Raw genomic sequence first — 12208 nt, forward strand, 5'->3', positions numbered from 1 at the left:
GGCCCCGCCCGTCGCCCCGCCCGGGCGGGGCGGGGTCAGACGGCGTCGGCGGGGAGCCAGCCGCGGTGGGCCGCCAGGAGGCCCGCCTGGAAGCGGCTCTTGGCGCCGAGGAGTTCCATGACGTCGGCGGCGATCCGGCGGGCGGTGCGCGGCGAGACGCCGAGGCGCTTGGCGATGGCCTCGTCCGTCAGCCCCTGGCTGAGCAGACGCAGGGCCTCGCGCTCCTGGGCGGTCAGCCCCCGTGAGTCCCGCGTCCTGGCCTTGCCCAGGGGTTCGCCCGACTCCCACACCCGGTCGAACAGGGCGCACAGCGCCGCAAGTGTGCCGTGGCCGCGCAGCACGACGGCGCTCGCGCCGGCGTCCTCGCCGTCCACCGGGATGATGGCGATCGACCGGTCGATGATGATCATCCGGATGGGCAGGGAGGCGACGGTCCTGATCTGCCCGCCCGCCTCGGCGAGCCAGTCCGCGTACGCCACGCTGGGCGGGTTGTTGCGGATGGAGTCCAGGTACACCGTGCGCATCCGTACGCCCCGGCCCAGTACCTCCGCGTCCAGCGGCTTGGACGCCTCCAGGGTGTCCGCGTCCTGCGCGCCGTCCGGGGCGAAGGACATCACCTCGGTGGTGATGCCCTTGGTCAGCCGGGCTATCTCCGCGCGTATCTCGTCGATACCGACGAGGAGTTGCTCACCGGGCCGGGAGGCGATCGGCCGGTTGGCGTATTCGACGATCATCTTCTGCGCGAACGCCCTGGACTCGGCGATCCGCTGCTGCTGGGCGGCCAGCTCCGCCTGCTGCCGGGCGAGCAGTGCCTCGAAGCTCACCTCGGGGCTGACGACCTGCAGGGCCGAGGGATCGTCGGACGGCGCCCGCAGCAATCCCAGTGCGCTCAACTGGTCGAGCTTGGCGCGGAACTCGTCGGCGGTCAGTCCGACGGTCGACGCGATATCCGCGATCTCCCCCTGTGGGCGGAGCAGGAGTGTCCGGTACACCCGTTCCGCTATTTCATCGAGTCCGAACGTGGTCAGCATTCTGGAACCCCCCGCGTGGTTCTGCCCGAAATTCGCGTCACGATAACACCCCCTCGTTCCGGTCCGGTGAACGCCTCGACTGGTCGGAGCATGGCGGCCATTTGGTACATGTCAGGCATTCCGAATGGCGTGCGCAGGAGTGTGTCTTGTGCGTCTGCGTACCGAATTCCGGCCGGTGGTGGCCGGATATCGGTTAGTCGGATGCCCCGGCCGGGACGCTTTCTGCCATGGCAGAAAGCGTCCCGGCCATTTTCGTGGAGAGAGGGGCCGTCGCCCGGCACAGTCGGAGGATGTATCTGATTCACGCCCACCTCGAACCGCCGCCGGGGACGGGTATACCCGAGGACACCGACGTTCGCGTATGCGCGCTCGGAAGGCCCGAGGAACGCGTGCGCCACGGTTCCCTGCACGCCGACGCCCGGCCCCATCCCGTCCTCGGCCTCTTCGTGGCGGCGCCCTCGCTCGCCGCCGCCGAGTCCGTCGCCCGGGAGGTCTGCGAGCGGGCCATCGGCCTCGATCCCGCCCTGCGCGGCGTCCGTCTGCTGCGCTGCGAGGCGCCCCTGGTGACGCCGTACTACGAGGGGCTGGCCGCGCCGCCGAACCCTGAGTAGCCGAGGGGTGGACGCAATATGCAAAGGCCGCTTCGTGCCGCCTCCGACCGCTGACAAGGCCGCCGGGGCGCGGACAGGATGGTGATCGCCGGCCGGGACGAGCCCCGGAACGAGCCCACCGGGCCGTTCCGGAGCCCCTGACCGGAACAGGCCACTTCCACCGCCCGTCCGTCCAAGGAGCCCTGCCATGTCGAAGACTCTCGCCGCCCGCCTCGCCGCCGCCGTCCTCACCGTCCTCGTCGCCTCCGCCGGGCTCTCCGCCGCGGCCCAGGACGGTTCCGCCGCCCCGACCGCGGTCGTGGCCTCCGAGGCCGCCGCCGCGACCGCCACGACCGCCACGGCGTCCACCCGGGACACCCTCGGCTGGCAGTAGGAAACAGGCGCGGGAATTCGAGAAGGCCCACGCCGGGGAATTCGGGATCGGCACCCAGAGCCACGCAAGAGACCGAAAGGCGAATGCCTTGTCCGACGTCCGTGCGATCGCATTCGATGCAACCGACCAGAAGAACGACAACACCGAGGAAAAGGTGGATCCGGTGACCGCGGAATCCCTTTTCGAGGCATCGGACGAACCGTCCCCCCGCCTCACCGTGGTGGAGATACCGGGCGAGCGGTGGAGTGGCAAGACCTCCCTCCTGAACCAGCTCACCCGAGACGCGGCCGCCCACGGCTGGCGCACCGCCTCCGGCCACGCGACGACCACCCTCTCCGCCGTCCCGTACGGCATCTTCGTCGACGCCCTGGACGACCTCCTCGTCCGCTTCGACACCGACGCCCTGACCGGGCCCGCCCGCCATCACGTCGCCCGGCTCGCCGGCGTCTTCCCGGCGCTCGCCGCCGCGGCGCCCCCGATCACGGAAACCCCTTCCGATCGCTATCACGCTCTACGCGCGTTGCACGCGCTGCTGGAGGCACTGGCCGCCGAGCAGCCCCTCCTCATCACGCTCGACGACGGCCACCGGGCCGACAGCGCCTCGCTCGACCTCCTCTCCCATCTGCTCGGCCATCCGCCCGCCGGACGGATCGTGCTCGCGATCGCCCACCGCCCCCGCCAGGGCGACGGCATGCTCCGGAGCCTGCTCGCGGAGGCCGCCGCCCATGGGCGCCTGAGGCGCTCACCCACCGTGCCGCTCAGCGAGGAGCAGGCGCTCTCGCTGCTGCCCGACGACCTCAGCAGGGTCCACTGCGAGACCCTGCTGGCGGAGGCCGACGGCAACCCCGGACTCCTGCGGGCCTTCGCCGCCCTGCGCGCGGTGCCCGACCACTGCGGCAGCACCGCCTTCCCCCTCCCCATCGAGGTCCTCACCGACTGTCTGCGCGACTTCCGCGGTCTCACGCCCGCGGGCTGGCTGGCGGCCCGCTCCGCCGCCGTCCTCGGCGAACCCTTCGACGTGGCCGCCCTGGGCCGGGTCGCCCAGCTGGACGGTGCCGCCCTGCGCGCCGCGCTGGACGAACTGCTGCGCGAGGACCTGGTCCACGGCACCGCCCTCGCGCGCGGGCTGCGCTTCCGCAACCCGCTGCTGCGCGCCGCCGCCTACCAGTCCGCCGGGTCCGGCTGGCTCCAGGGCGCCCACGAACGGGCCACCGCCCTGCTCGCCCCGCGCGACAGCGCCTCCGTACCGCTCGCCCGGCACCTCGAACACAGCGCGGTCGAGGGCGACGCGGCCGGCGCGGGCGTCCTGCTGACCGCGGCCGCCGAGCGGCTGTGGCAGGACCCGGTCCAGGCGGCGGCCTGGACCCGTACCGCGATGGACCTGGACGCGGACTCCGGGCGGACGGCGCGCACGCGGCTGCTCCTCGGTCGCGCGCTCGCCCTGACCGGCCGTCTCCGGGAGAGCCTCGCCGCCCTCACCACCACCACCGCCGTACCCGGAGCGCAAGCCCCCGGAGCCCCCGACACGTCCGCCGCCGCGCACCGCTGCCGCGCTCGCATCTGGCGGTTGCTCGGCGACCACGGCGCGGCCCTCGCCGAACTGGACGCGGCCTCCCGGCTCCCGGGCGCCCGCGAGACGAGGGCCCGCGCCCGGCTGCTCGGCGAGCGCCTGGCCCACGCCCTGGAGACGGGTGAAGGAGCCGGCGTCGCCGACGGCGCGGTCACGGAACCCCCGCTCGGGGACCTGCCCCTCGCCGAACGCGGCCGTCTCCTCGCGCTGCTCGCCGCCTCCGCCGTACGCTCCGGGGCCGGCGACCGGGCCCGCGAGTACGCCGACCGGGCGGCCCCGCTCCTCGACGCGCTCCCCGACGGTGTCGCCGTCCGTCATCTCGACGGCCTGTACTGGCTCGCCGCCACCGAGTCCGCGCTGGGCCGGGCCGAGGCCGCCTCCCTGCACTTCGGCCGCAGTCTGCGCATCGCCGAGGCCCGCCGCCTGACCGGCGTCGTCCCGCAACTGGCCATGGCCATGGCCCGCCTCCAGCTCGAAGCCGGCGACCTGGCCGGAGCCGTACGGCACGCCGCGTGCGCCGAGACGAACGCGGCCGCCGTCGACTCCCCGTACCTGCTGGGTCTCGCCCTGGAGCTCAAGTCCGAAGTGGCCGCCGCCCTGCGGGGGAACCGGACCCCGAGCCCGGCACCGGTCCTCACGCCCGTCGAGGCCGAACCCGGCCTCGCCGCGCTCAGCAAAAGGGAGCTGGAGATCGCCGTACTCGTCAGCGGCGGGCGCACCAACCAGCAGATCGCGCGCGCCCTGGAGCTGAGCCACAAGACGGTGGAGACCCACCTCGGCCGGATCTTCCGCAAGCTCGACGTGTCGTCGAGGGCCGAGGTCGCCGCCGTCGTCGGCCGCTCCGAACGCAAGGGGCAGGGCCCGCACCACGCGACCGCCCGCCCGGCCGCGCATCAGGAGAAGCCCCGACATTACAAAGCGACCGCCCCCGGGTTGACTTACGAGCACCGGAGCCTGCAGCCGCAAGTCGCCTGGTGAACAAGGTGGGGTGCCCCGGAAGGCGCATCGCACCGCCCGACGGCGTTCACCACCCTCGACGGCCCCGGTGTGCGGCGGAGCATCGGCCCGCCCGCGTCAACTGGCCCCAGTCGAGCGAGAGGGAACACCCATGTCCGACGAGCGCAGCGAGCAGCAGCCCGAGTACCGCGTCGTGCTCAACGACGAACTCCAGTACTCCATCTGGCGTGCGGACGCCGAACCGCCCGCCGGCTGGCGGACCGAGGGAACGGCAGGCACCCGCGAGGAGTGCCTGGCGCACATCGACGAGGTGTGGACGGACATGCGTCCGCTGAGCCTGCGCGAGGAGATGGCGGCGTCGGCCGGCTGAACCGGCCCGCCGCCCCGCCAGGCCGCCGGGACAGATCCACGCCCGGCCGCCGGGAGTGGACCCGCCCGGCTGCCGGCGCCGTCCACGCCGCCCGCCGGCGCGGATCCCCCGCCCCGCCGCCCCGTCGTCATCGTCGTTCCACGGAGGATTCCCTTGAGCACCCCGTTCTCGCCCGAGCAGCTGCGGCTCCTCGACAAGCTGCTGGATGAAGCCGGCGCCGGCCGGGCCGCGGACCGCATCCCGCGCCGCGGCGGCGACCCGACCCGCGCCGAACTGTCCTTCGGGCAGGAGCGCCTCTATGTCGTCGAGCGGATGCAGCCCGGCTCCGCCATGTACGTCGGCTCCGGCGCGCTGCGGCTGCGCGGCGAGCTGGACGCCGAGGCGCTGCGGCGCTCCCTGGAGTTCCTGATCGACCGCCACGAGGTCCTGCGGACGGGCATCGAGGAGCACGGCGACCGGGTCGAGCAGGTCGTCCACCCGGCCGGCAGCTTCCCGCTGGAGCTCCCGGTCCGGGAGGTCACCGGCGACGGAGTGACGGCCGAGGTGACCCGGACCGCCTCCGAGGGCTTCGACCTCGCGAAGCCACCGCTGCTGCGCGCCGCCCTGCTGAAGGTGACCGACGCCGAGGAGCCCGAGTGGGTCCTCGTCCTGTGCGTCCACCACATCGTCGTCGACGGCTGGTCGCTCGGCCTTCTGATGGGCGAACTGGGCGCCGCCTACGCCGCGCTGGCCGGTGGCGAGGAGCCCAAGCTGCCCGAACCCTCCCTCCAGTACGCCGACTTCGCCGTCTGGCAGCGAGAGCGGGGGGAGCAGGGAGTCCTCGACGCACAGCTGGACTTCTGGCGCGGGGAGCTCGCGGACCTGCCCGCCAACGACGTACCGACCGACCGACCCCGCCCGGCGGACCGCAGCTACGCGGGCGCCACCGCCCCCATCACCCTTCCGCCCGAGCTGGTCGCCCGGCTGCGCGGGCTCACCGACGAGGCCCAGGCCACCCTCTTCGCGGCCCTGGTCGCCGCCTGGTCGACGGTGCTCGGCCGCTGGTCGGGCGACGAGGACGTGATCGTCGGCACCCCGATGGCCGGCCGCCGCCGCGCCGAACTCGAGGACGTCGTCGGCTTCTTCGTGAACACCCTGCCGCTGCGCGTACGGCAGGAGCAGGGCGACACGTTCCGCTCCCTGCTGCTGCGCACCCGTGACGTGTGCAACCGGGCGCAGGAGCACCAGGACGTGCCCTTCGAGCGGATCGTCCACGAGCTCAAGGCCGATCGCGACGTCTCCGGCCAGACCGCGCTGGCGCGCCACTGGCTGGCCCTGCACAACACGCCCCCGGTGGCCTTCTCCGCCCCCGGCCTCGACTGCCAGGTCCTGCCCGCCCTCGTCGGCACCGTGCGCTGCGACCTCTCCGTCCAGCTCGCGCCGGACGGCGACGGCGGCCTCGCAGGCTGGCTGGAGTACTCCACCGAGCTGTACGACCGGGCCACCGCCGGCCGCCTGGCGTCCGCTCTCGAGACCGTCCTCGCCGCCGTCGCGGCCAACCCCGACCGCCCGGTCGACGATCTCCCCGTCCTGGGCGACACCGAACTCGCCCAGGTGATCCGGGAGTTCAGCAACACCGACACCGAGGAGCTGACCGGCCTCGCGCTCCCGCAGTGGTTCGAGGCGCAGGTCGACGCCACCCCCGACGCCGTCGCCGTGGAGATCGACGGCACCGGCGAGAGCCTCACCTACGCCGAACTGGACCGCCGCGCCAACCAGATGGCCCACCTGCTGGCCGAACGGGGCATCGGATCCGAGGACCGGGTCGCGGTCTGCCTGCACCGCGGTGCCGAACTGCTCCCCGCCGTCCTCGGCGTGTTCAAGGCCGGCGCGGTCTACCTGCCGCTCGACCCCGACTACCCCAAGGCGCGCCTCGACCAGCTCGTCGAGGACGGCACCCCCGCCCTCGTCGTCACCACCGCCGACCTCGTCGGTCACTTCCCGGGACAGCGCCGCCTGGACATCTCCGGCAGCGAGGTCGCACGCAGGCCCGGCCACCGCCCGGAGCCCGTCCGCACGGCCGCGGACTCCGCCGCGTACGTCCTGTTCACCTCAGGCTCGACCGGCCGGCCCAAGGGTGTCGTGAACACCCACCGTGGCCTGCTCAACCGCCTGCACGGCATGCAGCGCGACTACCGGCTCGCCGCCGGCGACCGGGTGCTGCAGAAGACCCCGCTCGGCTTCGACGTGTCCCTGTGGGAGCTGCTGTGGCCGCTGGTCACCGGCGCCACCGTGGTCAGCGCGCGGCCCGGCGGCCACCGTGACGTCGAGTACCTCCACGAGGTCCTCGACCGGCACCGGATCACCCTGTGCCACTTCGTGCCGTCCATGCTCGCGGCCTTCCTCGACGGCCCCGACGGCGGTCACGACAGCCTTCGCGTGCTGCTCAGCGGCGGCGAGGAGCTGCCGGCCGCCCTCGCCGAACGGACCCTCCTGCGCTACCCGAACGCCGAACTGCACAACCAGTACGGCCCCACCGAGGCCGTCATCGACGTCACCGCCGGGCGGATCGCCTCCGCACCGGGCGGCCGGGTGCCGATCGGCCGCCCCGTCCCGGGCGTGCAGCTGTACGTCCTCGACACCGCCGGCCGCCCCCAGCCGGTCGGCGTACCGGGCCAGCTGTACATCGGCGGCGCGCAGACCGCGCGCGGCTACCTGGGCCGCCCCGGCCAGACCGCGGCGAGCTTCGTCCCCCACCCGTTCGCCACCGGACAGCGGCTGTACGCCACGGGCGACCTGGTCTGCTGGCGGCCCGACGGAACGATCGAGTTCCGCGGCCGCGCGGACAACCAGGTGAAGATCCGCGGCAACCGCGTCGAGACCGGCGAGATCGAGGCCGTCCTGCGCGCCCACCCGGACCTCACCGGCGCCCTGGTCACCGCCCGCCCCGACGAGGACGGACAGCCGCAGCTCGTCGGCTACGTCACCGGCGACGCACGCGTCCCCGCGCTCCAGGAGTACCTGCGCGAGCGCCTCCCCGAGGCCATGGTCCCCGCGCACCTGATGGTCCTCGACGGCTGGCCGCTGGGCGACCACGGCAAGCTGGACCTGTCCGCGCTGCCCCGGCCGGACGGCACCCGCCAGGCCGCCGGCCCCGAGCACACCGCGCCCCGCACCTCCACCGAAGAGGCCATCACCGAGATCTGCGCCGAGCTCCTCAAGGTCGAGAAGCTGGGGGTGTACGACTCCTTCTTCGACCTGGGCGGCCACTCCCTGCTGGCGATCCGGGCGATCGCCCGGATCCGCTCCAACCTCGGAGTGGGCCTGCGCATCGGTCAGTTCCTCCAGGCGCCGACGGTGGCCGCGCTCGCCGTCCTCGTGGACGAGCAGCTGCAGGCCCAGCGGGACGGCGAGGGGCAGGACGGCGCCACGCCGCCCGCCGCGGCGCCCATCCCGCGCATCGACCGCAGCGCGTACCGAGGCTGACCGCGCCCGCGCCCCCACGATCCGACGGAGCCCGAACCCCATGACGTACCCGATGGCGGGCCGCCCCGCCGTTCGCGTCACCTCCCCGCAGGAGCTGTGGCTGCGCAGCTTCCGGCCGGCCGCCGCTTCCGCGGCGGTCCGGCTGGTCTGCCTGCCGCACGCCGGCGGCTGGGCCAGCTTCTTCCGCCCCTGGACGGACCTGCTGCCCACCGCCTACGACCACCGGGTGGTCCAGTACCCGGGCCGCGAGAGCCGGATGGCCGATCCGTACGTCCCCGAGCTCCACGAGCTCGCCGACCAGGTCGCCGAGGCACTGCTCCCGCTGCGCGACCTGCCCCTGGTCCTCTTCGGCCACAGCATGGGCGCCTCGCTCGCCTACGAGGTGGCCCGGCGTCTGGAGGGGCGGGGCCACAAGCTCCACCACCTCGTCGTCTCCAGTCACGGCGCCCCGGGCACCAGGGAGCGCGGCACCGTCCACACCCTGGACGACGCCGCGTTCCTGGACCGGATCAGGGAACTGGGCGGCATCGACGACGCCGTCCTCGACCACCCCGAGCTCCTCGAACTGGTGCTGGGCCCGCTGCGCAGCGACTACCGGCTCATCGAGACGTACCGCCCCCGCGAACTGCCCGTCCTCTCCTGCCCGATCACGGCGGTACGCGGCGACCGGGAGACCGGGCACACCCCGGACCAGGCCCGCGCCTGGGGCGAGCTGACCGACGGCGACTTCGCCCTGATCACCCGGCCCGGCGGCCACTTCCACCTCAAGGACCGGCCGGCCGACCTGATCGCGGAACTGCTGCCGCGCCTGGCCCTTCCCACCGATCTGGAGACCTCAGATGACACTCGTGCATGACCCGCAGGCCGCACCGGCCGCGCCCCAGGAATGGGAGGACGGCCGGACGCTGCCGGCGCTCGTCCGCGCGGCCACGCCCGGCACGGACCTCGCCACGTGGATCCGCGCCAACCGGCCGCTCGTCGACGACCTCGCCGTCCGGGCCGGCGCGGTCCTCTTCCGCGACTTCGCGGTCGGCGGCTCCGCCGAGTTCCGCTCCGTGATGGACGCCCTGTCCGACCGGGTGCTGGAGTACGGCGAACGCTCCTCGCCCCGTACCGAGGTGTCGGACGGCATCTACACGTCCACCGAGTACCCCGCCGACCAGCACATCCTGCTGCACAACGAGCAGTCGTACACGGACAACTGGCCGATGCGGATCGTCTTCTGCTGCGAGCAGCCCGCCACCCGCGGTGGGCGCACCCCGCTCGCGAACTCCCGCCGGGTGCTCGCCGCGCTGCGTCCCGAGACGGTCGAGAAGTTCGAGCGTCTCGGCGTGCAGTACGTACGCAACTACATCCCCGGCATCAGCCTGTCCTGGCAGGAGGCGTTCCAGACGGAGGACCCGGAGCAGGTCGCCGCGTACTGCGCGAGCGCCGGCATCTCCGTCGAGTGGGTGGAGGGCGGCCAGCTCCGCACCCGCCAGACCCGTCCCGCGATCCACACCCACCCGGTGAGCGGCGAGCGGACCTGGTTCAACCACGCGGTCTTCTTCCACATCACCTCGCTGCCCGACGAGGTCAGCACCGGGCTGCGCGAGGCGCTGGACGAGGAGGACCTGCCCTACAACACGTACTACGGCGACGGCACCCCGATCGAGGACGAGACCCTGGCCGAGCTGCGGGCCGCGTTCACCGCCGAGACCACCGGCTTCGACTGGGAGCAGGGCGACGTCCTGGTCGTCGAGAACATGATCACGGCACATGCCCGGGAGCCCTTCGAGGGCGCCCGGCGCATCCTCGCCGCGATGTCCGACCCCGTCCGTGCGGACACCGCCGAGGGCGCCGCCGACGAGGCGGAGGCCGTGGCATGACCGTCGACAGCGAACGGAGCGGCACCGTCGACTTCGCCGGGGGCCGTGTGGCCACCGCCCCCGTGGACCCCGAGCCCTTCCTCCTCAAGATCGAGGCGGCCGAGCCCGGTCTGCGCCTGGACCGCTGGATCTCCGCCAACCACACCAGGCTGACCGGCGAGCTGGAACGCCACGGCGCCCTGCTCTTCCGCGGCTTCGCCCTGGACAGCCCGGAGGACTTCGGCGCCGCGGCCCGCGCGTTCTCGCCCGAGCTGCTCGACTACCTGGAGCGGGCGGCGCCCCGCACCGAGATCGCCGACAAGGTCTTCACCTCGACCGAACTCAGCGAGGACCAGTGGATCGCCTTCCACCACGAGATGTCGTACTCGCACAACTGGCCCGGCCGGCTGTACTTCTACGGAGACCGGCCCTCGAAGACGGGCGGCGCCACCCCGGTCGCCAGTGAGCGCGCCGTCTACGCGAAGATCCCCGCCGAGCTGCGCGAGCGGTTCCGACGCCACGGCGTCAGCTACGTGCGCAACTACAGTCCCGACCTCGACATCCCCTGGCAGGTCGTCTTCCAGACCGAGGACCGGGCCGAGGTCGAGGCGTACTGCCGTGAGTCGCGGACCGAGTTCGAGTGGATCGGCAGAGACGGACTGCGCACCCGGGCGGTCCGCCAGGCCGTCAGCCGGCACCCGAGCACAGGTGAGACCGTGTGGTTCAACCACGCCCACCTCTGGCACATCTCCACCCTGCCCGCCGAGGTGGCGGAGTACCTGCTCGACGAGTACGGGCCCGAGGGCGTCCCGCGCAACGCGTTCTACGGCGACGGCTCGCCCATCGAGGACGACGCGGTGGAGCTCATCGGCGAGCTGTACAAGGAGGCGGCGGTCTCCCTGCCCTGGGAGCGCGGGGACGTGCTCGTGGTCGACAACTTCCTGGCCACCCACGCCCGCGAGCCGTTCCACGGCGACCGGCGCATCCTCGTCGCCATGTCCGACCTGCATGTGAACCAGGACATCCGGTGACCGGCCCCGGGGGGTGCGCGACCCCATGACGGCCCTCGCGCCCGTCCTCCCGGCGGACTGGCCCACCTCGCTGCCCGCGCCCGCGGACGGCGCGGCGGATCTGTGGCTCCTGCGCGTCCCCGAGGACACCCCGGCGGGGCTGGACCTGTCGGTCCTCGACGAGCACGAGCGACGCCGGGCGTCCTCCTTCGTCAAGGACCGGGACCGGCACCGCTACACGATGGCGCACCTCACGCTCCGAAGGCTCCTCGGCGCCTATCTGGGGGTGCCCGCGGAGGCGGTGCGCTTCCACTCGGAGCCCTGCCCCTGCTGCGGCGGCCCGCACGGCCGCCCCGCGGTGGCGCGGGCCCGTACCCCGCTGCACTTCTCGCTGTCGCACGGCGGCGACCTGGTGCTGGTGGGGGTGGCGTCGGTGCCGATCGGCGTCGACGTGGAGGCGCTCCCCGAACTGGAGGTCGTCGCCGAACTCGGCGCCGCCCTGCACCACGCGGAGACGCGCGAGGTGGAGGCGGCGTCGCCGGAGGACAGCCGCTCGGTCTTCGCCCGTCTCTGGGTCCGCAAGGAGGCCTATCTGAAGGGCATCGGCACCGGTCTCGGACGGGACCTCGACCTGGACTACCTGGGCGAGGACCCCGCGGCGGGCGCACCGCCGCCGGGGTGGCGGATCGTCAACCTCCTCGACCTGCCCGACCACGCGGCCGCCGCCGCACTCCACACCCGGCGCACCGTCCCGCCCAGCATCCGCTGGCTGGACCCCTCGTCCCTCGGGTCGGCAGCGGAACCCCGCCCCGGACCCCCGCACTGAACCGCCGCGGCCCCCACCCGGGGCCGCGGCGCCCCAACGCCCAGGAGAAGCCCAAGTCGACGGCCCCCGACCCAGTGTCTTATACACAAATGACGCAGCCGACCAGAATTTAGGTGTAGATCACGGGGGGGGCCGGATCATTAAAAAA

The 12208-nt window shown here is 73.4% G+C and carries 10 protein-coding genes; 9 read left to right on the forward strand and 1 reads right to left on the reverse strand.

Features of this window, described 5'->3' with window-relative positions:
- Nucleotides 1–35: 35 nt before the first annotated feature.
- Nucleotides 36–1031, reverse strand: coding sequence for a LuxR C-terminal-related transcriptional regulator (locus tag ACFC0D_RS12350; protein ID WP_376433918.1), 996 nt, complete (start codon nt 1029–1031; stop codon nt 36–38).
- A 290-nt stretch (nt 1032–1321) separates the two neighbouring features.
- On the opposite strand from ACFC0D_RS12350, the gene ACFC0D_RS12355 reads away from it, so the two are divergent.
- The 9 genes from ACFC0D_RS12355 (at nt 1322) to ACFC0D_RS12395 (ending at nt 12060) form a co-directional block, all read left to right on the forward strand.
- The gene (locus tag ACFC0D_RS12355) at nt 1322–1642 is read left to right on the forward strand and encodes a hypothetical protein (protein ID WP_376433920.1); all 321 of its coding nucleotides are present in this window, start codon (nt 1322–1324) and stop codon (nt 1640–1642) included.
- Between the two features lie 187 nt (nt 1643–1829).
- Nucleotides 1830–2015: a hypothetical protein gene (locus tag ACFC0D_RS12360; protein WP_376433922.1), complete on the forward strand. Its 186-nt coding sequence runs from the start codon at nt 1830–1832 to the stop codon at nt 2013–2015.
- A gap of 88 nt (nt 2016–2103) precedes the next feature.
- Entirely contained in the window at nt 2104–4563 is a 2460-nt protein-coding gene (locus tag ACFC0D_RS12365) for an AAA family ATPase (RefSeq protein ID WP_376433924.1), read from the forward strand.
- Between the two features lie 130 nt (nt 4564–4693).
- Complete coding sequence (locus ACFC0D_RS12370) at nt 4694–4912, forward strand: MbtH family protein (RefSeq protein ID WP_376433926.1); 219 nt, start codon at nt 4694–4696, stop codon at nt 4910–4912.
- 153 nt (nt 4913–5065) lie between these two features.
- Nucleotides 5066–8377 (forward strand): amino acid adenylation domain-containing protein, encoded by a 3312-nt coding sequence (locus ACFC0D_RS12375; RefSeq protein WP_376433928.1) that lies wholly within the window; start codon nt 5066–5068, stop codon nt 8375–8377.
- A gap of 40 nt (nt 8378–8417) precedes the next feature.
- Nucleotides 8418–9233: a thioesterase II family protein gene (locus tag ACFC0D_RS12380; protein WP_376433930.1), complete on the forward strand. Its 816-nt coding sequence runs from the start codon at nt 8418–8420 to the stop codon at nt 9231–9233.
- On the forward strand, nt 9217–10245 hold the full coding sequence (locus ACFC0D_RS12385; RefSeq protein WP_376433932.1) for a TauD/TfdA family dioxygenase: 1029 nt from the start codon (nt 9217–9219) through the stop codon (nt 10243–10245). Before ACFC0D_RS12380 ends, ACFC0D_RS12385 begins: the two co-directional genes overlap by 17 nt.
- Nucleotides 10242–11255 carry a TauD/TfdA family dioxygenase gene (locus ACFC0D_RS12390; RefSeq protein ID WP_376433935.1) on the forward strand — a complete coding sequence of 338 codons (1014 nt, stop codon included), beginning with the start codon at nt 10242–10244 and terminating at the stop codon, nt 11253–11255. The genes ACFC0D_RS12385 and ACFC0D_RS12390 overlap by 4 nt, the downstream gene beginning before the upstream one ends.
- A gap of 25 nt (nt 11256–11280) precedes the next feature.
- Nucleotides 11281–12060, forward strand: a complete 780-nt coding sequence (locus tag ACFC0D_RS12395) for a 4'-phosphopantetheinyl transferase family protein (protein WP_376433937.1) — start codon at nt 11281–11283, stop codon at nt 12058–12060.
- The last annotated feature ends 148 nt before the right edge of the window (nt 12061–12208 follow it).

The organism is Streptomyces sp. NPDC056222 (genome assembly GCF_042264065.1).
Classification (GTDB): Bacteria; Actinomycetota; Actinomycetes; order Streptomycetales; family Streptomycetaceae; genus Streptomyces.